This is a genomic window from Sphaerisporangium sp. NPDC051011 (genome assembly GCF_040653595.1).
Lineage (GTDB): Bacteria > Actinomycetota > Actinomycetes > Streptosporangiales > Streptosporangiaceae > Sphaerisporangium.
On record NZ_JBFAGG010000014.1, the window covers coordinates 48,801 to 70,363 of the forward strand.

The 21,563-nt window shown below is 70.4% G+C and carries 18 protein-coding genes; 4 read left to right on the forward strand and 14 right to left on the reverse strand.

What is annotated here, in order from left to right; genetic code table 11:
• Positions 1-22: 22 nt before the first annotated feature.
• The 3 genes from cmdF to AB0H21_RS29125 form a co-directional block, all read right to left on the reverse strand.
• A complete protein-coding gene (gene cmdF, locus AB0H21_RS29115) occupies positions 23-1,702 on the reverse strand; it encodes a tyrosine 2,3-aminomutase (protein WP_358522721.1) in 1,680 nt (559 codons plus the stop codon).
• Entirely contained in the window at positions 1,695-4,922 is a 3,228-nt protein-coding gene (locus tag AB0H21_RS29120) for a condensation domain-containing protein (protein WP_358522724.1), read from the reverse strand. Before AB0H21_RS29120 ends, cmdF begins: the two co-directional genes overlap by 8 nt.
• 242 nt (positions 4,923-5,164) lie before the next feature.
• Positions 5,165-5,359: a hypothetical protein gene (locus AB0H21_RS29125; protein ID WP_358522727.1), complete on the reverse strand. Its 195-nt coding sequence runs from the start codon at positions 5,357-5,359 to the stop codon at positions 5,165-5,167.
• Positions 5,360-5,575: 216 nt separating this feature from the next.
• Between AB0H21_RS29125 and AB0H21_RS29130 the strand changes: the two genes are divergently transcribed.
• Positions 5,576-6,127 carry a hypothetical protein gene (locus tag AB0H21_RS29130; RefSeq protein WP_358522730.1) on the forward strand — a complete coding sequence of 184 codons (552 nt, stop codon included), beginning with the start codon at positions 5,576-5,578 and terminating at the stop codon, positions 6,125-6,127.
• Between the two features lie 2 nt (positions 6,128-6,129).
• Entirely contained in the window at positions 6,130-6,576 is a 447-nt protein-coding gene (locus AB0H21_RS29135; protein WP_358522733.1) for a hypothetical protein, read from the forward strand.
• An 8-nt stretch (positions 6,577-6,584) separates the two neighbouring features.
• Here AB0H21_RS29135 and AB0H21_RS29140 read toward each other — a convergent pair whose 3' ends face one another.
• From AB0H21_RS29140 to AB0H21_RS29160, 5 genes are all read right to left on the reverse strand, one after another.
• The gene (locus AB0H21_RS29140; RefSeq protein WP_358522736.1) at positions 6,585-7,310 is read right to left on the reverse strand and encodes an alpha/beta hydrolase; all 726 of its coding nucleotides are present in this window, start codon (positions 7,308-7,310) and stop codon (positions 6,585-6,587) included.
• A 72-nt stretch (positions 7,311-7,382) separates the two neighbouring features.
• Positions 7,383-8,159 (reverse strand): 4'-phosphopantetheinyl transferase superfamily protein, encoded by a 777-nt coding sequence (locus AB0H21_RS29145; protein WP_358522739.1) that lies wholly within the window; start codon positions 8,157-8,159, stop codon positions 7,383-7,385.
• Positions 8,156-8,452 carry a hypothetical protein gene (locus AB0H21_RS29150; protein ID WP_114028534.1) on the reverse strand — a complete coding sequence of 99 codons (297 nt, stop codon included), beginning with the start codon at positions 8,450-8,452 and terminating at the stop codon, positions 8,156-8,158. Before AB0H21_RS29150 ends, AB0H21_RS29145 begins: the two co-directional genes overlap by 4 nt.
• A gap of 327 nt (positions 8,453-8,779) precedes the next feature.
• Entirely contained in the window at positions 8,780-8,950 is a 171-nt protein-coding gene (locus AB0H21_RS29155; protein ID WP_358522742.1) for a hypothetical protein, read from the reverse strand.
• Between the two features lie 117 nt (positions 8,951-9,067).
• Complete coding sequence (locus AB0H21_RS29160; protein ID WP_358523151.1) at positions 9,068-10,609, reverse strand: acyl-CoA carboxylase subunit beta; 1,542 nt, start codon at positions 10,607-10,609, stop codon at positions 9,068-9,070.
• A gap of 310 nt (positions 10,610-10,919) precedes the next feature.
• On the opposite strand from AB0H21_RS29160, the gene AB0H21_RS29165 reads away from it, so the two are divergent.
• A complete protein-coding gene (locus tag AB0H21_RS29165) occupies positions 10,920-11,219 on the forward strand; it encodes a hypothetical protein (protein ID WP_358522745.1) in 300 nt (99 codons plus the stop codon).
• A 178-nt stretch (positions 11,220-11,397) separates the two neighbouring features.
• On the opposite strand, the gene AB0H21_RS29170 is transcribed toward AB0H21_RS29165, so the two are convergent.
• The 3 genes from AB0H21_RS29170 to AB0H21_RS29180 all read right to left on the reverse strand — a co-directional run bounded on the left by AB0H21_RS29170 (position 11,398) and on the right by AB0H21_RS29180 (position 14,464).
• Complete coding sequence (locus tag AB0H21_RS29170) at positions 11,398-12,384, reverse strand: helix-turn-helix transcriptional regulator (protein WP_358522747.1); 987 nt, start codon at positions 12,382-12,384, stop codon at positions 11,398-11,400.
• 164 nt (positions 12,385-12,548) lie between these two features.
• Complete coding sequence (locus tag AB0H21_RS29175) at positions 12,549-13,559, reverse strand: hypothetical protein (RefSeq protein WP_358522749.1); 1,011 nt, start codon at positions 13,557-13,559, stop codon at positions 12,549-12,551.
• Positions 13,560-13,846: 287 nt separating this feature from the next.
• On the reverse strand, positions 13,847-14,464 hold the full coding sequence (locus tag AB0H21_RS29180; RefSeq protein ID WP_358522752.1) for a SigE family RNA polymerase sigma factor: 618 nt from the start codon (positions 14,462-14,464) through the stop codon (positions 13,847-13,849).
• 740 nt (positions 14,465-15,204) lie between these two features.
• Between AB0H21_RS29180 and AB0H21_RS29185 the strand changes: the two genes are divergently transcribed.
• Positions 15,205-15,969, forward strand: coding sequence for an AraC family transcriptional regulator (locus AB0H21_RS29185; RefSeq protein ID WP_358522754.1), 765 nt, complete (start codon positions 15,205-15,207; stop codon positions 15,967-15,969).
• A gap of 34 nt (positions 15,970-16,003) precedes the next feature.
• Here AB0H21_RS29185 and AB0H21_RS29190 read toward each other — a convergent pair whose 3' ends face one another.
• From AB0H21_RS29190 to AB0H21_RS29200, 3 genes are all read right to left on the reverse strand, one after another.
• Positions 16,004-18,778: an AAA family ATPase gene (locus AB0H21_RS29190; RefSeq protein WP_358522757.1), complete on the reverse strand. Its 2,775-nt coding sequence runs from the start codon at positions 18,776-18,778 to the stop codon at positions 16,004-16,006.
• A gap of 226 nt (positions 18,779-19,004) precedes the next feature.
• Positions 19,005-20,708 (reverse strand): 2-isopropylmalate synthase, encoded by a 1,704-nt coding sequence (locus tag AB0H21_RS29195; protein ID WP_358522759.1) that lies wholly within the window; start codon positions 20,706-20,708, stop codon positions 19,005-19,007.
• 30 nt (positions 20,709-20,738) lie between these two features.
• Positions 20,739-21,497 (reverse strand): hydroxyisourate hydrolase, encoded by a 759-nt coding sequence (locus AB0H21_RS29200; RefSeq protein WP_358522762.1) that lies wholly within the window; start codon positions 21,495-21,497, stop codon positions 20,739-20,741.
• Positions 21,498-21,563: the final 66 nt, after the last annotated feature.

Below are 21,563 nucleotides of genomic sequence, written 5' to 3' on the forward strand. Positions count from 1 at the left end.
GCGCTCTGGTATTGCCGGAGAATCAGCGGAGGGCGACGTCGGCCTGCTCGACGGCGGCCAGGAACTCCCCGCGGGAGATCGCGGCGGCCACCAGCTCGATGTCGTCGGACATGAAACGGTCCTCGTCCACGGCCGGCACGAGGGAGCGCACCCTCTCGTACGTGGCCAGCCCGGCCGGGCTGAGCCGGTCCTTGCGGCCCGACAGGTCCACGGCCTGGGCCGCGGCGAGGAACTCCACCGCGAGGATCCTGGTGTTGTTCTGCAGCACCCTGCGCGCGTTGCGGGCGGCGATCAGGCCCATGCTGACGACGTCCTGGTTGTCGCCGTTGGACGGGACGCTCTGCGTGCTGGCGGGCCCGATCGTCCTGTTCTCCGCGACCAGGGCGGTGGCGGGGTATTGCGCTCCGGCGAACCCGCTGTTCAGCCCGGGATCGCCGGCGACGAGAAACTCGGGCAGGCCGTTGCTGAGATGGCGGTTCAGCAGCCGGTTGGTCCGCCGCTCGGAGAAGACGCCGAGCTGGGTGAGCGCGATGGTGAGGTAGTCCATGACGAAGGCGACCGGCTGGCCGTGGAAGTTCGCGCCGTGGAAGACCTCCTTGCCCTCGAAGACGAGGGGATTGTCGTTGGAGGAGTTGAGCTCGATGTGCAGCGTGGTCGCGGCGTGGTAGACGGTGTCCCTGACGGCGCCGACGACCTGCGGGATGGCGCGCAGCGTGTACGCCTTCTGCAGGTAGACCTCGGTCCGGTGGACGCCGTGCTGCGCGGATTCGTCCTCGTCCTTGCGCCGGCGGCTCGGCGGCTCCCTGTCCTTCAGTGCCGACTGGCGCGACGGGTCGACGCTGAGCGCCTGGCGCAGCTCGCTGTGTTCAACGGCCAGGCCACTGCCGTTCAGCAGGGCCCGCATGTTGGCGGCGACGTCGATCTGCCCCTGGTGCGGGCGGGCGATGTCGTGCCCGTCGGCCACGAACGGGCTGGTCGAGCCCTGCAGCACCTCGCAGATCAGCGCGGTCACGATCTCGGCCTGCCGCACCTGGTCCAGGGCCCGCGTGACGAGCAGGCAGCCGAGGCCGGTCATCGCCGAGGTGCCGTTGATCAGCGCGAGCCCCTCTTTGAACCGCAGTTGCAGCGGCTCGATGCCGAACTCGCGCAGCACCCGCCCGGTCTCCACCCGCTTGCCGTCCCGCAACACGTACCCTTCGCCGATCAGCGTCGACGCGACGTGCGCCAGCGGCGCCAGGTCGCCGCTGGCGCCCAGCGACCCGATCTCGGGGATGGCGGGCGTGATGCCCAGGTTGAGGTAGAGCGCCAGGCGTTCGAGCAGTTCCGGCCGCACCGCCGAGTAGCCCTTGGACAGGGCGTTGAGCCGGGCGGCGAGGATCGCCCGCGCCTCGTCCTCGGCGAAGATCGGGCCGACGCCGGCGCTGTGGCTGCGGACCAGGTTGGTCTGGAGCTGCACCTCGTTGGAGGTGTCGACCAGCATGTAGATCATCTCGCCGTAGCCCGTGGTCACGCCGTAGACGGGGATGCCGCGCGCGATGATGTCCTCGAACAGCCGCCTGTTCGCCGCCACCTTGGCCAGGGCGGAGGGGGCGACGCCACAGGTGATCTCGTTCTCGGCGATCAGCCGCACTGTCGGGACATCCAGGCTCTCCCCATCGAAGTCGACTGAGGTTGAGGTCTCAACCAGTGTCACATCACTCACCCGCCGTAGATTGTTTGACTGCATCGGTGGAAAGCGCGTGCGCGTTGACCTGGGCGGCCAGGCCGCCAGGAGTCGGGTCGGCGAAGAACTCCCAGAGCGGCACTTCGACGCCGAACCTCTCGCGGACGCGGTCGAGCAGACGGGGCACCATCAGCGAGTGCCCGCCGGCTTCGAAGAAGGGGTCGCCGTCGCTGTCCAGCTCGGTCCCCAGAACGTCTGACCAGATGGCGGCCACTTCCAGCTCCACCGGGGTGCTGGCGGCGCCGCGCGGCCCGTCGGTCACGAGCGCCGGCAGCCCGCGCCGGTCGATCTTGCCGCCCACGTTCCGCGGCAAGGCGCTCACCGTCCTGACCGACAGCGGCAGCTCGCTCTTCCCGAACCGGGCGCGCAGTGCGGCCCGCAGGTCGGCGGCCCGCACCTCCGCCTCGCCCGCCTGCGTGCGCCGCGGCACGACGTAGGCCACCAGGCGGGTGACCCAGCCGTCGGGGCCGTTCACCGGGACGAGCGCGCACTCGGCGACCGCCTCGTGCCGGCTCAGCGCGGCCTCGACCTCGGCCAGCTCGACGCGGGTGCCGTGGAACTTGATCTGGGAGTCGCCGCGGCCGCGGAACTCCAGCAGGCCGTCCCACCGCATGCGGCCCTGGTCGCCCGTGCGGTAGAAGCGGCCGTAGCCGGTCCCGCGCGCCTGGAGGTGGTCCACCGGTTCAAAGGCCGGCGTGTCCTCGCCGTCGCCGGTGTACCCCAGCGCGACGTACGGGCTCCTGACCACGATGTGCCCGGTGACGCCCGGCGGGCAGGGCTGGTCCCAGTCGTCCAGCACCACGACCTGCCGGCCGGGGATGGACCGGCCGATGGGGGTCATGCCGTGCACCGGGCCGGAGACCTCGTACCAGGTCGCCAGGATCGTCTCCGTGGCGCCGTACAGGTTCGCCAGCCGCACGGCGGGCAGGTACGCGCGCAGGTCGTTGGCCAGTTCGCCGGACAGCGGCTCCCCCGCGAGCAGCAGGCAGTTGAGCGCGAGCCGCTCCGTGGCGCCGTCGGCCCTGACCGCGTCGAGGAGCTTGCGCGCGAAGCTCGGGACGGTCTGGAGCAGGGTGATCCGTTCGTCCGCGAGCCAGCGGACCATCTTCTCCGGGTTGGCCCTGATCCGCTCGGGCACCGGGCACAGCGTCGCGCCGCCGACCAGCGCGGCGAACGTCTCGCACAGCGCGGCGTCGTAGCCGGGCGCGGCCCACTGGGCCACTCTGGCGCCCGGCCGCATCCGGAACTCGGCGGCCAGCCAGGTGGCGAACTGCGCCAGGCTGCCGTGCGACTGGATGATTCCCTTGGGCTTGCCGGTCGAGCCCGAGGTGTAGGCGATGTAGGCGGGCGCGGTGGTCGTCGGGCAGACGGGGGCGACCGCCTGGCCCGGCAGGTCCAGGGCGGCGACGTCGATGACCGTGCCGGCCAGCTCCTCCTCGTACCACCTGACCAGGCCGTCCCCGTCCGCGGGACCTTCCACCAGCAGGCAGGCGGGCCGCAGCTCGGCCAGCACGACCTTGCCGCGCTCGCCCACGTCGCCGGTGCCGAGGCAGGTCAGCCGCGCCCCGGCGCCGAGCACGCCCAGCGCGGCGGTGACCTGGGCCGGTCCCGCCGGCATCCGGACGACCACGGAGGCGCCCTCGACCTGGCCGATCGCGCGCAGGGCGGCGGTGACCGCGGCGGCGCGCCCGTCCAGCTCGCGGTAGGTCAGGCTGCCGCCCTGCCAGTCCAGCGCCACCGCGTCCGGCGCCCGCTCGGCCCAGGCGCGCACCAGCTCGGGCGCGGAGGGCAGGAGGGGGTCCGGCACCGCCGTCTGGTCCGCCTCGCGGACCCTCCTGCGCGTGCGCGCGTGGTCCTCCAGCGGGATCTGGTCGGCGGGCAGGTCCGGTGCGCGCAGGGCGATGGCCAGAAACGTGCGGAGCTGGTCGAGGAGGAGCTCGGCCGACTCCTCCTCGTACAGGCTGTGGCGGTAGGTGAGCGAACCGGCCAGCGTGGACCCGACGTGCTCCACCGCGAGGGAGAGGTCGGTCCTGGCCGCGACGGAGCGCGGCCGCTCGGGCCGGACCTCGGCCGCGCCCAGCAAGGGCATGGGCTCGGCCTCGTCGCGGTAGTCGAACATCACGTCGCACAGCGGGATCTGGCGCGGATCCCGGTCCAGCCGCAGCGCCTGCACCAGGCGCTCGAAGGGCAGGCCGCGGTGCCGGTACGCCTCGTTCGCCACCCGCGCCACCCGGCGGACGGCCTCTCTGAAGGTGATCCCGCCGGAGAGGTCGGCGCAGAGCACCAGGTGGTTGCGGTACGGGCCGACGAGAGCGCCGCCCCGGACACTGGGCCGCGCGTTCACCGGAGTGCCGACCGCGACCCGGTCCTCCCCGCTGTGCCTGCGCAGCAAGCAGAGGAACGCGGCCAGCATGACCGCCGAGCGGGTGACCCGCTCCTCGCGTGCCAGCCCGGCGAGCGCGTGTGCCAGCGCGGACTCCCACTCGAACCGGACGACCCCACCGTGGAACGACGGCCCTTGGGGCCGGGGCCGGTCGGCGGGTGGCGCCGGTGACGCGGGCGGCGGGCTCAGCGTCCTGGTCCAATAGCCGAGCAGGCGGTGGAACTCGGGGGTGTGCACCTGGTCGCGCTGCCAGCGGGCGTAGGAGGTGTACTGGATCCCGTTCGGCGGCGGCGCCTGCTCGGCCTCCTGGGCTGCGTAGCAGTCGGAGAGCTCGTCCAGCAAGGTCGCGACGGTCCACTCGTCCGCGACGGCCTCGTGCAGCCGCAGCACGAGAAGGTGGTCGCCGGCGCCCAGCCGCGCCACGGTGAGGCGGGCGAGCGGCCCCTCTTCCAGGTCGAGCGGGGTACGCGCGAGGTCGGCGCAGAGCTGCTCGGCCGATGAGCCGGTGGCGCGGGCCTCCGTGAAGGCGTTCGGATGGCAGTCGGCGGCGATCTCCTGCACGGGCAGCCCGCCAACCTCCACGAGGGTGGTCCGCAGGATCTCATGGCGGAGCACGACACTCCGCCACGCTGCCCGCAGCGCGGCCACGTCGAGCTCGCCGGTCGTTCGGTAGGCGCGAAACATTGTGTACGCGGGTGAATCCGGGACCAGTTTCTGCAGAAACCACGCCTGGTCCTGCAGCCACGAGGTCGCCGCTCTCTTAACACCGGACTTCCTCACCACGACATCGTCAGGTCGGGCCGCCGCGCGCGGCATCTCTTGGCGTGCTGCGTTGCCTCGAGCCGGCAGGAAACAGCGGGCCGGGGACAACTTGCCGCCACCTTCCCGCCTTGTTCCGAGCAATCGGCGACCGCACTTTGGCAATAAGAAGAAATCACTGGAATCGGCAATCCGGCGCACCGGGAATAAGGCCGGGCGCGCGGAGAAAGGCAGTTGAATTCATGACGCTCATCACCACGGCGCGGTTCTCCGCCGGGAGCGCTTGATGGTGGCACTGGTCACCGGCGCGGCGCGCGGGTGACCCCGGGTTCGACCGACACCCCGATGCTCTCGGCGCTTTGGAGCGACCACGAGCGGGCGCTCCAGGCGTCGATCGAGGGCAGCCCCGGCGTGTATCGCACCGGCATCCTGCTCGGGGAGATCGCCAGGCCCGCCGATATCGCGGAGGCCGTCGCGTTCCTGCTTTCCAGCAAGGCGAATCACATCACGCTACAAGCGCGGAGGCCCCGGCGACCAGTGGGTCAGCGTGCTTTCACGGCCCCATACTCACCGTGTGCGGCGGCTGCCCGCATCTCCTGGATTGCACTCGTGGGGAAGTCCGCAATCCCGGAGGTGCACCGCGCCGGTCTCCCGATCGAAGCTCGGTACCGCGAAACGAGCCGAACGGTTGGAGAATCGAGGTCCCGCTCATGGTCACGCAAGCCGTATCCGCCGGGCCGCTGTACCGGCTGAACACCCGGCATCACAAGGCGGCTCTGACCGCCTATCTCGTCGTGGTCCTGGCCCACTGGGCAGAGCACGTGGCCCAGGCCGTCCAGATCTACGTGCTGGGCTGGCCGCTGAAGGAGGCGCGCGGCGTGCTCGGCGTGCCCTTCCCCTGGCTGGTCACCTCCGAATGGATGCACTACGGCTACGCGCTGCTCATGCTGGCCGGGCTGCTCATGCTGCGGAGCGGCTTCACCGGCCGGTCCCGCGTGTGGTGGAACATCTCGCTGGGGATCCAGGTCTGGCACCACCTGGAGCATCTGCTTCTGCTCCTGCAGGCGATCACCGGGAACAACCTGCTCGGCCGCCCGGTGCCGACCAGCCTCATCCAGCTCCTCGTGCCGCGCGTGGAGTTGCACCTGTTCTACAACGCGATCGTCTTCGCCCCCATGGTGGTCGCGATGCTCCTGCACCGCCACCCGCGGCCCGGCGAGCGCGCCGCCATGCGGTGCGCCTGTGCCGTGGCCCCCGCGTAGTGATGGCCCGGCGTTCTCCCGCCTTCACCGCCGTACTGACCCTCATCGCGGCGTTCCTGCTCTATCTGGCCGTGCCGAACATCGGCACGGCCGTTCGCGCGGCACGGGCCGACGGCGCGCCTGGAGTGTTCATCGCGCGGGAGCTGACGTGCGTGCTGCATCCCGGTCACGAGTCGTGCGTCTGGGTCGGCGAGTTCCGGTCCGACGACGGCTCGATCGGCAGGTCCGGCGTCGAGATGTACGGCAGCGACCGGCAATCGTACCGGGCCGGGGAGCGTACGCGGGCGGTGGACATCGGCCTCGCCGGCCGGGTCTACGGGCCCGGCGGGTCGAACGAGTGGGTGCTCACGGCTCTCATACTCGCGAGCGGGCTGGGGATCCTCCTCTGGCAGTACGGCGGTGCGCTGCGCCGCACTACCGGCCGGCGGGAGCTCATCCCGAGGTCCTGATCCCCGGTTCAGGAGTCCTGGCCCGCGATACGGGCCAGGAGGGCGGCGAGCGGGCCCGGGGCGGAGACCATCGGCCAGTGCCCCGTCTCCAGCGTGTGGAAGTCCCAGGTCGGCACGGCCCGCATGGCGGACACGTCGGCCGCCAGCCGCCCGGCGAAGTGGTCCATGGTGCAGACGACATAGCTGGCCCGCTGCCGCTCGAGCGGCCGGGTCAGCGTGGCCGGCTCGGCGATGGTGCGTCCAGGGTGCCCTATGAGGCGCTGGGCGAGCCACCGCGCCTGCGTGCGGGTCAGCCCCTGTCCCTCGCCCACGACCGTCGGGTCGGGGGCGGGCCAGCGGCCCTCGTTGTCGGCGATGAGCCGCAACTCCTGGGTCCGCTGGCGCTCGGGGAACGCGTGCAACATCGACCTGCCATGGTGCGGCAGGAACCCCTCGACGAACACCGTATGCGCGACCCGGTCGCGCGCCCGGTCGGCCACCTGCCCGGCCACGAGACCGGAGTAGCTGTGCCCGACGAGCACGACGTCGCGCAGGTCGTCCGCTTCCAGCAGCGCCAGCACGTCGTTGACATGCGTCTCCAGGCCGACGTCCGACACGTCGTCCTCGCCGGCGGCCAGGCCCCGCAGGGTGACCGCGCGGGCGTCGTGCCCGTGCGCTCGCAGCCGCCGCACGACCGGCTCCCAGACCCAGGCCCCCATCCAGGGGCCCGGGATCAGGACGAGCCCTCTCTTCACCGACGGTCACCTCCCTTCCCTCTCATCTGATCGAGGCTCTCCCACGGTGTCCACAGGTTCAGGTCCACATGTTCAGACGGCCCGCAGCACGCGCGAGCGCGCGGGCTGCGTCAAGAAGGGGGCCGGCTGCCAGCCGGTCACCTGGGATTCCACGACATTGACGCGCTGGGCGCCGGCGATCAGCGCCACCACGGCCACGTACCCCTCGCCGGGGTCCAGGTCGACGAAACGGAGGTTACCTGGCGGAATCTCCAGCGGCCAGCTGAGCAGCCTGGGAGCCTCCTCCGGGCGGCTGACCTCCAGCTTGTCCGGCGAGATGCGCAAGCCGTGCCCGGTGGCCTTGAGCGCCGCCTCCTTGCGCGTCCAAACCCTGGCGAACGCCTCATTTTTCTCCATCGGCGGCAGCGCGTCCATGGCCCGCAACTCACCCGGTGTCAGGGCACACCTGGCCAGATCATCCACGGGCGTCGAGGGAACGGCCTCGACGTCCACGCCCAGCGCTCCCACGCTCGTCATGGCGACCGCGACCCGGTCCCCCGAGTGGGAGACCGAGACGTGCAGCCGGCGGCCGGACGTCCTGATGTACGGCTTGCCGTGATGCCGGTTGCAGTCCGAGCAACTCCGATCGACCACCACGTCCTCCGGCCGCACCCCTAGCTGGGTGGCGGCCGCATTGCGCAGCAGCCAGGCTCCGGTGAGGAAGCGGCGGCGGTCGGGGTCGCGCCGGAACCTGGCGGCCCGCTCGAGCTCCGGGTCGCTGAGCACCGCGGACAGCGTCTCCACGGTCCGGTCCCCGGGTGTGGCCCACCAGACACGGCATTCTCCGGGGGCCAGCAGGGAAGCAATCATTGATTTCCTCCTTCAGCGGCGTCCTCTTCGTGATTTTTCGCGAGCAGCGTGCGGCAGGTCACCAGCTCCCAGTTGTCGACCTCGGGGTTGGTGAGGATCTCCGTGACCACGGCGCGCACCTGTGCGGTCGTCGTGGACTCGTCCGTGCGCACCCGGATGACGATGTCTCCGGTGGCCTGGGTGAGGTCCTTGTGCCAGCGGCTCGGCAGTAGTGCCATGATGCGGATCCCGTCGACCGGCGAGCCGGGCATGGGGAGGCCGTGGGCCTTGCGCATCGTCAGCTGGATCAGCATGATTCGGGGAACTCCGTCCTCGCGGGCTCCCCCGCGCTCCCCTTGGCGAACGTGCCGGGAAGCGCGGGTTCCGCGTTGTCGGCCATGCTGTTCGTGTTCCACCTCCTAGCGATGGCCTCCGTTTGTCGCACTTCCCACTGTGCGACCCGCGCGGCAGGCGAACCAGAGCTCGGCGAGTCAGGAAGCTGCACGTGGACAGCCGCATGCTGTCAACGCCGCCCCGACAGCCGCATGCTGTCAACGCCGCCCGGAATCGAGTATGGAGGGTGAGGTCACCTCACCCTCCTCTCACACCACCCGACATGCGGGCTCGCATCCGGCGGTTCGTCAAGCCGTGGTTCTGAGCCTGCGCCAGGTATTCTGTAGCCCCAGCAAACCCAGGTCATCCCACGCCCGGATAAGCTTGAGGATCTTGCGATCGGTGACCTTGCGCGCCACCCGCGCCATCAAGATGTCGAAGTCGACCCGGTCGAAGAACCGGTCAAGATCAACATCCACGACCCACCTCAGACCGTCATCAATCGCCCGCCGCGCGACCCGCACCGCCTGATGCACACCATGCGAAAGCCCCGCGGGCGCGGCCCGCGGGGCTCTCCGAGTGGCGTCGCCGGTGTTCTACAAGGGCACGTTCCCGTGCTTGCGCGGGGTCGTGTGCTTGCGCTTGTCGCGCAGCATGGCCAGCCCGCGGGCGACGACCGAGCGCGTCTCCACGGGGTCGATCACGTCGTCGACCAGCCCGCGCTCGGCCGCGTACGTGGGGTTGACCAGTTCGCTGGTGTAACGGGCCACGAGGTCCGCGCGGAGCATGTCGGGATCGCTCGCGGCGGCCAGCTCCCTGCGGTAGATGACGTTCACCGCGCCCTCCGCGCCCATCACGGCGATCTCGTTGGTGGGCCACGCCAATGACAGGTCCGCGCCGATGGAGCGGGAGTCCATCACGATGTACGCCCCCCCGTACGCCTTCCTGACGATGACCTGGATGCGCGGGACCGTCGCCTCGCAGTAGGCGTACAGCAGCTTGGCCCCGTGCCTGATGGCCCCGGCGTGCTCCTGGTCGGTGCCGGGCAGGAAGCCGGGCACGTCCACGAGCGTCACCAACAGGATGCCGAAGGCATCGCACATCCTGACGAAGCGCGCGGCCTTTTGCGAGGCGGCCACGTCCAGCACGCCTGCGAGCACCATGGGCTGGTTGCCGACGACGCCGACGACCTCGCCGTCGATTCTGGCGAACGCGCAGATCACGTTCGGCGCCCAGGCGCTGTGCACCTCCAGGTAGTCGCCGTCGTCCACGAGCTCTGCCAGCACCTGGCGCATGTCGTAGGGCTTGTTCGGCTCGACGGGGACGATCTCCGCCAGCCTGGGCCGCAGGTCGTCGACGGCGCCGCGCGACGGCAGGGCCGGCGGGCGGCTCATGTTGTTGCTCGGCAGCATCGAGACGAGGTAGCGGACGTCGGCCAGGCAGCTCTCCTCGTCGTCGTGCACGAACGCGGCCAGCCCGGAACGGGCGCCGTGCACCTGAGCGCCGCCGAGCTGGGCATGGGAGACCTGCTCGCCGGTGACCGCCTCCACCACGTCCGGCCCCGTCAGGTAGAGCTGCGCGGTGTCCCGCACCATGAACGTGAAGTCGGCCAGGGCCGCCGAATAGGCCGCCCCTCCGGCGCACGGGCCGAGCACGACGCTGATCTGGGGGATCACTCCGGATGCCTCGACGTGGCGCTGGAAGATGCCCCCGTACCCGTTGAGCGACATCACCCCTTCCTGGATCCTGGCGCCGCCGCTGTCGTTCAGCCCGATGAACGGGGAACCGGTGGACAGCGCCAGATCCATCACCTTCTGGATCTTCAACGCGTGCGCCTCGCCGAGCGAGCCGCCGAAGACGGTGAAGTCCTGCGCGTAGACGAACACCCGGCGGCCGTCGATCGTGCCCGATCCGGCGATCACCCCGTCCGTGTGGGGACGCTGCCGTTCCATGCCGAGCCCCTGCGCCCGGTGCCGGCGGAGCATGTCGAGCTCGAAGAAAGACCCCTCGTCGAGCAGCAGCTCCAGCCGCTCGCGCGCGGTGCGCTTGCCGAGCGAGCGCTGCCGGGCCACGGCCTGCGGGCGTCCCTGCGCGACCGCCTCGCGCAGGCGCTCGCGCTCCTCACGCAGCCGGTTCATGGACGGAGGCGGCGACTGGACCGCCTCGTCAAGGGCTTCCACGGACGGCATCGCGGCCGTGTCGAGTTCCGAGATGCTCATGATTTCCCTCCCTCGGATCCCTCTTCAGTGCCTCCAGTCAATGGTCAGTGGCCGTTTCCTGTCACCTCCTGCTGTGCGGGGGGACACGGGGGCCGTGGCAGGAAGCGGAAACCGGCGTGCAGCTTGCTGCCTGCGAAAAGCCTGGTCCGAGCCCTTGCCGCCTAGCAAAGTTGGAGGTGCGAAGGAAAACGCAGAACAAAAACTCGCCCCTGAAGAAAGAGGCAGTGTGATGGCGAACAAGACGATTATCCAGACGATGTTCAACAACGTTGCCGAGTGGGCCGTCGCAATTGTCGCCGTCGCCGCAGTGCTCACCTCGGGCGCCGCCGCCGTCCAGGCAGTGGGCAACTTGACCGGGAACGGGGCGGTGGCCGACGGCAACACCTGGCCTGCCCCTGCGGCCAATGGCAACACCTGGCCCGCGCCGGTCGCTGACGGCAACACCTGGCCCGCGCCGGTGGCCGACGGCAACACCTGGCCGGTTGTGAACCCCGACGGCAACACCTGGCCGAAGCTCGCGAGCGCCTGACGCCGCTTGACTCCCCGATTTGCGGAAATTGAATACAGAAAAGGAGGTGACCGCAACCGACATCTCAATCAATCGAACACCACCCAGGAAATGAGCAACAGAGACGCGGATCGAAATCAAAAAACCCGCGACCACCGGTCGCGGGGTTCACGCTGTGCGCGGACAGCGAAGAAAGCGATCAGATCCAGTTCTCCTCCTTGGCGCGCAGCGCGGCCTGGAAGCGGTTGACGGCTCCCAGCCGGGCCATGAGGTCGGCGACGTAGCGCCGGTAGGTGCGCACCGAGATGTCAAGTTCGCGGGCGGCGATCTCGTCCTTGTCCGCCGTGGCCATCGCTTCCAGGACGCGCTGCTCCATCTCCGTCAGCACCGGCTGCTCGTCCGGCGGGTCGATGTAGGTGCGCACGTCCACGGCCGAGTTCCACAGGCCCTCGAAGTAGCTGTAGAGCTGGGAGACCAGGCCGGGCTCCCGTACGAGCAGGGCGCCCTTGGAGTTCTGCTTGGGGTCGATCGGGACGACGGCGACGCTGCGGTCGTACATCAGCATGCGGTCCATCGGCTGCTCGGTGATGCGAATCTCCGCTCCGAGGCTGATCAGCTCGCGGAGGTAGGAGAGCATGTGCGGGTCATCGAGCGCCGAGGGGTGGAAGACCTCCTTCATCGCGAGCCCCCGGCGCAGCGAGCGGGTGTCGAGCGGCAGCGCCGACTCGATCATCACCTTGTTGAACGGGGCGCCGGGGTGCAGGCAGAGCGTCTCCTTGTACGAGAAGAAGGCGAGGTCGTCCAGGCGCTGGCGGACCCGCGCGCCGTTCTCCACGCGCTCGATGTCCAGCGCCGCACCGGTGCGCTCGCCCTCCTGCATGTCCTCGAGGAAGCCGGCGATGGCGTCCCGTGCGGCGAAGACCCGGCGGATCTCGGCGTTGAGCTCGTCGAGGCGCTTCTCCACGAGCCGCTCGATGGCGACTCGCGGCTCGGTGGCCACGACGCGGTGCCCGTCGGTGAGGTCGAGCATGGAGAGCTTGCCCAGCGTCTCCACGGCTGCTTCGACGGTGTCGGGGTCCATGGACAGGCTTTCGGGCAGCGAGCCGACGCCTTCACCCCGGTGCCGGAGGAAGTAGCGGTAGATCTCCTCCAGTTCGGGAGTGATACCGATGACTGTAAGGTCCATGGCCCACCTCCCGGCAGTCGACATGTCGTTCCCGCGGAAGCTAGATCTTTTGTCCGACTTCAGCCCGCATATTGGCAATTATCTGCATTCAGTGGGCGCGGAACCTCTTGTGTCGTGCGCTGTGGCGTCCGCGGCCCAACTGAGCAATAACGCGGTTGCCGCCACTAGGGAATGGGGCACGGCAGCCTGGCGGGGACGGCGCGGTAGCACGCGGCTCCCGGGCACACGACCTTGACGATCACGCCGGTGCCGCCGGACTCGACCGCCACGGGCTCGTGACCGAACCGGCGGGCGGCGATCTCCGGCCAGCTCGACGGCCGCAGGTCACCCGGCTCACCGATGAGCGACGGCTCGGCGTCCACGCCCAGGCGCTCCAGGTGCGCGGCGTAGTCGCCCTCACGGTGCCAGACCGCGAAGCGGCGCAGGGCGTCGGTCAGCGCGAGCGCCGTCCATGGCTGCGCCTTCGCCGCCATCGCCCGCAGGAACGCCTCACCGACCGCGCTCCTGACCGTCCGGCCGGCCGCGACCCCCAGCGTGTCGCCCTCACCGCCGACCATCACCATGGCGATCCTGACGTCGGGCCCGGTGAGCGCGAACGCCGACACCCGCAGCCCCAGCCCGGAGGCCGCGGCCATCACACCGGCGGGGAGCAGGCGGTCGAGCTGGGCCGAGACCCTCAGGAGCGGCTGCCGGCGCGGGCTCGCCCACCAGCGCGAGACCACGTCGTGGGCGGTGATCTCGGCGATGGCCTCGGCGACCCCGAGGTCCACGACGCCGGTCATGACGGGCTCCACCTGGGTCTCACGTTCGCCCAGCCAAACGACCTCCGCAGGGAGCCGGTAGCGGTTCCCGCTCACCAGGCCGGTGCCGGGAACGAGTAGCCCCACCGCCTCCGGGGGGTCGGGCACGAAGTCGGCCAGCCGCAGCTCCCTGCCGCGCGGGGCGTCTGGGCGGGCGGGCGAGTCGTACGGCAGCCGGTGCAACCGGTCGAGTGCGGTCGCCCGGGCGAGAGCCCTGGTCTGCGCCTCGTAACGGGAGAAACCGGCGACGACGGCTTCCAGTCCGGAAGCCTGCGCGTACGCCAGCTGAACGGTGCCCCCGAGGCAGTCGGCCAGCTCCGCCACCACCCCCGGCACCGCTGTGGCCGGCCGCGAGCCCGCAGGCGTGGATCCCATCGTGTCTCCTCCCCGCTCGTCCCCGGCCGGGGCAGGCCCGGCGTGGGGGTGATCGGCACCGCGGCCGCCTCACGCCGGCGGAAACGGAGGGGGTCCGGTGATGGGCGGACCGCGGGCCGAGCTTCCCCACCGGCCAGCATCGGGGCGATCCTCCGGATGCTGACCCATGCCCAGTACAGTCGCAGGTCGGCCGGGGCGTCAACGCTCGGCCCGCCATCCAGCAATCCCCAAGAAGCAGCCCCTGCCAGGAGCGCGGGGTCGAGGTCACGTACGGGCGCCCACGATGCTCAGCCGGATGACGGCGCCGGGCACGCTGGCCCCGTGCCGCCGTCAGCGCCCCCGGCACGGCGGAGCCGTCGGTCGTGATCGGAGGTCGCCGCCGCGCCGTCCACGCCGGCGGCGTCCGCCTCCGGAGCGTCGAGCGCCTGGCGCAGAGCGTTCAGCGCGCGGGCGGTCTGGCTGCGGACCGTGGAGGACTCGTTGCCCATGACGCGGGCGACGTCCTCGACGCTGCGGTCCTCCCAGAAGCGGAGGACGAGGGTGGCCCGCTGCCGCGGGCCGAGCCCGGCGAGCGCGTCTATCAGCGCCATGCGCTCGCTCACCAGGAAGTACGGGTCGGCGGTGGAGGCGGTCTCGGGCACCGCTCCGCTGAGGACCTCGCGCGACCAGCGCAACGTTCTGCGGTCGCTGATGAACAGCCGCCGCATGACCCGCCGCGCGTAGGCGCCGATCCTGTCGTGCCCTTCGAGGGTGCCCCAGTGCCTGTGGAGCGCGATCAGCGTGCGCTGGACCAGGTCGTCGGCCTCGTACCAGTCCTGTGACAGCTGGAAGGCGGTGCGCCGCAGCGCCGGTCTGGTTCTTCGAACGAAACGCGCGAAATCCCCGTCCTCTCGCGCTTCAGCCATTGTCCACACTCCAAGGACGCCGATCCGGCCCGTCCCGCGGGCGCATCGGCATTGCCGCATTCGAAATGTTTGCCAGCCTCCCCAAAATCGGCCTCCGCATACGCGCGTCACAACCCCTTGCCAGCCCCTGTGCCCTTATTCACCACCCAACCCATATTCGCCTTCCTGCGACCCCTCTTTCCTCGCCCGGAGCAATAGAGATTCAATAATCAGGCGATGGCGATCGGGCAAGTCCCGGTGGTACCGTGTCCACTTGTCGGCGAACGCGGTTGCAGGGCATCACGGTCGGCGGCGACAAGTTCGGCTCTCGCGCCCCGGCCTCGAGAGCCGCGGCCGGCGCTCCTGCGACGTGCACGGCTTCGCATTCCGACGGCCACTTCACAACGGCACCCCTATTGCGCGGGGCCGTACCCCTATTTCTCCTGTGTACGACGGTCTGGCCGGACGGCGCGAACGTAAACTCGCGCAGTGAACAGCTCGACGACCGCCAGGAACTCACCCACAGTGACCATATGGTCACCCAAAATTTCTTTCGAATGAATTGACGTCCCCATGCAGCATTCCACCACCTCCGCCGCGTGTAGCAGTAGGCAGCCGAAATCCATTCGATTGCGAATGCCAAGAATGCGCACCAGGGGTGATCGAGGAATCGTCACAATCTAGGAGAAGAATTCGGCCGCCAAACAAGGGGGCGATCTTATCCGGGATTGCCCGACCCCCTCCTCAACCCGGGAGGACAAATGGACGACGTCATCGAGCGAGCGGTCATGCGGGTGATCGAGAGCATGCAGGAGAATCTCGGCGAGCAGCTCACGATCGACGACATGGCCCGCACAGCCATGTTCAGCAAGTTCCACTTCTCCCGCGTCTTCCAGCGGGTCACGGGGCTGTCGCCGGGCCGGTTCCTGTCGGCGGTGCGGTTACGCGAGGCCAAGCGGTTGCTCGCCACGACGTCGCTGAGCATCACGAACATCAGCCACCAGGTGGGCTACTCCAGCGTCGGCACATTCAGCTCGCGCTTCACGCACAGCGTGGGCCTGCCGCCCAGCAAGTACCGCCAGCACATGAGCATCACGGCGCAGGCACTCCAGGCCGGGCGGGACGCGCCGCCGGCCACCACGACGATGACCCTCAGCGGCACCGTCACCTCTCCGCTGGAGGACCAGCCGGTCTTCACCGGCCTGTTCCCCGACCAGATCCTCGAAGGGCGGCCGGTCAGCTACACCGTGATCAGTCGCCCGGGACCCTACCTGCTGGAGAACGTTCCCGAGGGCCGCTGGCACCTGATCGCGCAGTCCGTGGCCGCCGGCCGCGAGGACGCCATCCACCATCCGCCGCCCGGCGACGACGCGCTGTGCATCGCGCGGTCCGGGCCGATCGTGGTCGGCTCCGACGGCGGGGTGCAGCACGCGGACATCCGGCTCAAGCCCATGAGCTCGTTCGACCCGCCGGTCCTGCTCGCCCTGCGCGACCTGCTGTCGTCGGCGAACGGCCACGGGAGCTGATCGCGTTGGATGCCCTGCCTGTCGGCAGGCCGCCTCAGTGCTCGACCTGGTTGTCGAACTCCGCGACCAGGGGCAGGTCGACGCGCCGGCTGATGTTCAGCTTCCGGTAGGTGCGGGTGAGGTGCTGCTCGACCGTGCTGAGCGTGATGTAGAGCCGCGCCGCGATCTCCCGGTTGGCGTAGCCGGCCGCCGCCAGGGCGGCCACCCGCCGCTCGGCGTCGCTCAGCACGCCGATCAGCTCGCTCGGCAGCGGAGCCGGCACGACGCTCGGGTCGTCGGCCCGGCTCAGCGCGCTGATCATCGGCTCCGCCCGGCACTCGCGCGCCGCGGCCTGGGCGCGGCCCGCGATCGTGCGGGCGCGGCGGTACTCGCCGAGCGCGTCGTACGCCTCGACCAGGTCGAACAGCGCCCTGGCCAGCTCGTACCTGTCACCGGCCATCTGCAGGTACTCGGTCGACTGCCGGAGCAGCGCCGGGCGGCGCGCGGGCTCGGAGACGGCGGCCTGCAGCCGCAGGGCGATGCCCCTTCCCCTGCGGGCGTCGGCGCCGCAGAGGCCGAGCTGGGCCTCGATGAGCTCCCTGGCCTCCTCGACGTGCCCCATGCGCAGGCAGGCCTCGCCCGCGTCGGCGCGCCACGGGATCAGGCCGGGCGTGTCGAGGTTCCAGGTGACCATCAGCTCGCCGCAGCGCTGGAAGTCGCGCAGCGCCGGCGCGAAGTACTCGTTGGCCATGCTGTAGCGCCCGCGGGCGTACAGGTAGTGCAGGCCGTACCGGGTCTGGAACATGGTCTCGGGCACCGGCCGGTCCAGGTATTCGCGCACGGCGTCGTACTTGCCCATCGCCGTCAGCGCGATGATGAGGCTGCTCAGCGGCCCGCCGATGGCGACGCCCCAGCTGCTCATCGGGATGGTGTCGAGCGCGATGTGGGCGTGGTGGGCGGCGGCGGGCATGTCGCCCTGCCGGAACGCGATCTCGGCGCGGATCGCCGCGAGCCTGGCCTGCCTGCTGGGGGCCTGCCTGGACATCGCCTCGGCGCTGAACTTGTCGCACCATGGGACCGCGCAGTCGAAGCGGCCCGCGTAGGTGAGGGCGAGCAGGGCGTTCTCCACGGTGTCCATCGACATCTCGTCGAGATGGGAGTCTTCCAGGATGCGTTCCACGGCGTTCAGGCTCTCCTCCCACGGGCCGCAGGTGAGGACCTCGGCCAGGGCGAGCGTGGCCTCCACCCGCCGGTTGACGGCCACGGACACCATGCCCGCCAGAGCGCGCCGGCCGGTCGGGCGTGGCACGCCGGTCAGCAGGGGCGGGTAGGTGACGCGCAGCCAGAGCTGGGCGACGACGATCTCGGCCAGCGTCTCGTGGTCGACGCCCTCGGTCTCGTCGCTGAGCTGCTCCAGCACGTCGCGGGCGTCGTCGAACCGGCCGTGCCACAGCAGGGCGCGCGCCAGGACGATGATGTCCCCGCCGCGCAGGCTGCCCCGGTTCACCGCCTCGGCGAGCTCGGCCAGGTGCTCTGCGGGCGCGGCGGGGTTGATGCGCCATTCCGCCCTTACGAGCATCGTCATGATCTTCAAGCGGTGGGGCTCGTCGGTGCACTCGCGCCAGGCCAGCCGCAGGTAGGCGACCGCGGACTCGACCTGGCCGCCGCGCAACGCGTTCATGGCCGCCTCCTCCAGGGTGGGCAGCACCCAGGGGGCCTCCAGCTTGGAGGCCTGCAGGAGGTGGTCGGCGACCACGCAGGGCGTCATGCCCGCGTCGTGGGTGATCTGGGCCGCCTTGCGGTGCAGGTCCATCCGCTCTTGCGGGTCCGTCCCCGCCAGGACGGCGCGGCAGACGGACCGGTGGCGGAACTCGCGGCCGACGACCAGTCCGGCGGCGCCGAGCGAGAGCAGCTCCCTGCTGATGTCGATCGGCGAGATGTCGAGCAGCCGGTCGAGCCCGTCGCTCTCGCCGAGCACTGCCAGCCCGCGCGCCACCCGCATGGTCTGCGAGTGGCCGCGCCGCAGGCACGACAGCACGGCCTGGCCGAACTGGTCGCCGGCGACCGGCTCTGGTGGCGGCTCGCCCACGGAGCGCAGGTACTCCCTGTAGTCCTCCGCCAGGGCGTCGGCCAGCAAGGGGTTGCCGCCGCTGAGCGCGTACCACTCCTTGGCGAATCGCCCGGCCGCCTCCGCGCCCAGCCGCTCGGCCATCAGCTCCTCGACGCCCTCGCGCGACAGCGGTGACAGCTGCAGGCGACGGCAGTGGGGCTGCCGCAGCAGGTCCGTCTCAACGTAGGCGTCGGTGCCCCGCATCCGGTCCGAGTGGGCGAACACGGCCACGATCCTGGCGTTCCTGGCCCGGCGGGCCAGATAGGCCAGGCAGAGCAGCGAGGTACGGTCGGCGTGGTGCACATCGTCGACGACGATCACCAGCGGGCACCGCTCGGACAGGTCCAGCAGGACCGTGCACAGCGAGTGGACGACCTGCGCGTCGATGAGGTGGTCGGCGTCCGCGCCGGCCACGGTCGCGGCCTGCGTGCCCTCCTCGAGCAGCGCCATCGCCCGTTCCCTGTCGGCCTCCACGAGCGGCGCGTCCTGGATGAGCTGACGCAGCACGCCCAGCGGCAGGTCCCGCTCCATGACCGAGGCGGTCGCCGAGACGGCCAGCGCGCCCAGCTCGATGGCATGCTCGGCCAGGGAACGCAGCAGCGTGCTCTTGCCCGTCGCGACAGCCCCGCTGACCAGGGCGATCCTGCCCCTGCTCAGCACCGCGTTGGCGAGGAGCGACTCCAGAGCAGCCAGCTCCTCCTGTCGTTCGATCAGATCCATGGCCGTCTCCTGTCGCGTTGCCTCCGCTGTCAGGTCGGCAGGACCCGGCCCGACGGTGTCCGAAGGTCGAGCCAGTACCGGAAACCGCCGCCGCGGACGCGCGGCTTCGGCTTCCTCACCTGCGCCTCATGATTCTCACCTCGGGTATCAGTCCGTCGTCGGCTTGCTTGGAACGTTAGTCCGGGAGACCATCGCTTCCTTATCGTCCGGCTATCATCCGCCGCGCTCAGGCGGGAACCTGCCGCTGACGTCGGCATTCGGCGTCGGCAGGCGGGCGCACGCGGGCGGCCTGGGGCGCCGGCCACGCCCTGGCGACGGCCGACCCGACGGCCGCCAGCGCGGCGCCCGCGACGTCACGCCGGATCCCGGCGCCCCACGCGGCCTGGTCGCCGATCCGGCACCGGGCGTAGACGGCCACCTCATCGCTGTCGCCAGGCGAGCCGCCCATGTGGTGCACCGCGCGTACGTCGAAGCCCTTCGCGGCGAGCGCCGAGCGCAACGTCCGCAGAGCGGCGGCCCAGGCCGGGCCGGCGCCGTACTCCGGGCCGTCGATGTACAGCTCGGTGGTGGCGCCTTCCATCGCCGGCGCCGCCTGCGCGACGGCGTACGTGGACTCGAAGACCTCCCTGATCCGCTCCGGCGGGATCTCGCCGCCCTCGGCCTCCGCCAGCGCCTGCACGACCTCGGCGAAGTCGATCTGCAGCGGCCGGGGCAGCGTGAGCCCGTGCCTGGCGCTCATCAGGTACGCCAGGCCGCCCTTGCCCGACTGGCTGTTGATGCGCACGATCGCCTCGTAGGTCCGCCCCACGTCCCTGGGATCGACCGGAAGGTAGGGCATGTTCCACGGAAGCTCCGACGGCGGCAGCCCGGTCCGCGCGGCCTCCCGCTCCATCGCGTCGAAGCCCTTCTTGATCGCGTCCTGGTGGGCGCCGGAGAACGCGGTGTACACCAGGTCTCCGCCGTACGGGTGGCGCGGCGGCACCGGGAGGCCGGTGCAGCTCTCGACGATCCGGCGGACCCGGTCCAGGTCGGAGAAGTCGATGCCCGGGTCGACGCCCTGCGTGTAGAGGTTCATCCCGAGCGTGACCAGGCACACGTTGCCGGCCCGCTCCCCGTTGCCGAACAGGCAGCCCTCGATCCGCTCGGCCCCGGCCAGCAGGGCCAGCTCCGCCGACGCCACTCCGGTGCCGCGGTCGTTGTGCGGGTGCACCGACAGGCAGATGTGCTCACGCCTGGACAGGTTGCGGTGCATCCACTCGATCTGGTCGGCGAAGACGTTCGGCGTCGAGCGCTCCACCGTCGTGGGGAAGTTGAGGATGATCGGCCGGTCCGGTCCCGGCTCCCACACGTCCATGACCGCCTCGCAGACTTCCAGCGAGAAGTCCGGCTCGGTGTCGTTGAAGTGCTCGGGGGAATACTGGAAGGCCAGGTCACAGCCGGGGATGAGTTTATCCGCGTACGCTATGACCGTGCGGGTCCCGTGGACGGCGAGCTCCCGGCACTGCTCGCGGTCCATCCCGAACACCAGCCGCCGGATCGCCGGCGAGGTGGCGTTGTAGAGGTGCAGGGTCGCCGTGGCCGCTCCGCGCAGGCTCTCCATGGTGCGCTCGACCAGCTCGTCGCGCGCCGGCACGAACGCCGTGATGCGCACGCCGTCGGGGATGCGGTCTTCCTCGATGAGGAGGCGGACGAAGTCGTAGTCGTCCTGGCTGGCCGACGGGAAACCGACCTCGATCTCCTTGTAGCCCATGCTGACCAGGAGCTCGAACATGGCCAGCTTGCGCTCCGGGTCCATCGGCCTGGCCAGCGCCTGGTTGCCGTCGCGCAGGTCGGTCGAGAGCCAGCGCGGCGCGGCGATGATCGTGGCCGAGGGCCACGAGCGGTCGTCGAGCGAGAGCGTCGGAAATGCGGCATAGCGATTGATCTTCATGGCGGACCCCTCACTGCTCGCGCGCGATACTCAGTTGAACGACCCGAAATAGGCCGAATAGGAGTGCGGCGAAAGCAGAACCTGAATTTGGTACATAGAGGCTTCGTCGATCATGCGGAACACGACGACGATCTCCGGATAAGCGGCGCTGAGACCTAGGCCGACGAAGTAGCGATCACTTCCGAACACAATGCGGTACAGGCCGCGGTCGAGCTTGTGCCCGCGCCACTCTTTGACGCGTCCCTCGTGATCCGTCACCGCTCGGGCATCGATCACCCACTGGCCATTGTCGGCACGGTCCAGACGCACGTCCACGCCGGCGGCCGGCCGGCCGCAGACGCTGTCCAACGCCTGCACATCAATGCCCATCCATCGCCACCTGTCCAGAATTCCATCTGCATTTATGGCGATCGCATCCCGACTTCTGAGACCGCTGTTGCCGGGTCCGCCCCGCCGCAGGGATTGGCCACCCGAGTGACCCGCCGCCTGCTCGCGCCACCTGGTCCCCCTGCCAAGGCTGTCGCGGCCGACTATCCCCGCGCCTTCGGCCCGCTGTTCCGGCGGCTTCGTCTCGCTATCGACCGGACATCCCAACAGGGAGGGCCGGCCGCAGGCCTTATCGGAGAGCGCCGGGTTTCCCGCGGAGAACCGGCCTTCCATAAGCGCGCCGATATAGGGGCGATGACGACTGGCGTGAGCGTCTGTGGCAGCGGCGAGACGGCGCCGCACCAACACGGAGGTAGGCAACATGGGCTCGATCATCGCCAGGAGCACGGCCAGGATCCGCATGTCGGCCATCGTCGCGGTCGCGGCGACAGGCACCCTCATCGCGGTGAGCCCAGCCGCGCCGGCGGC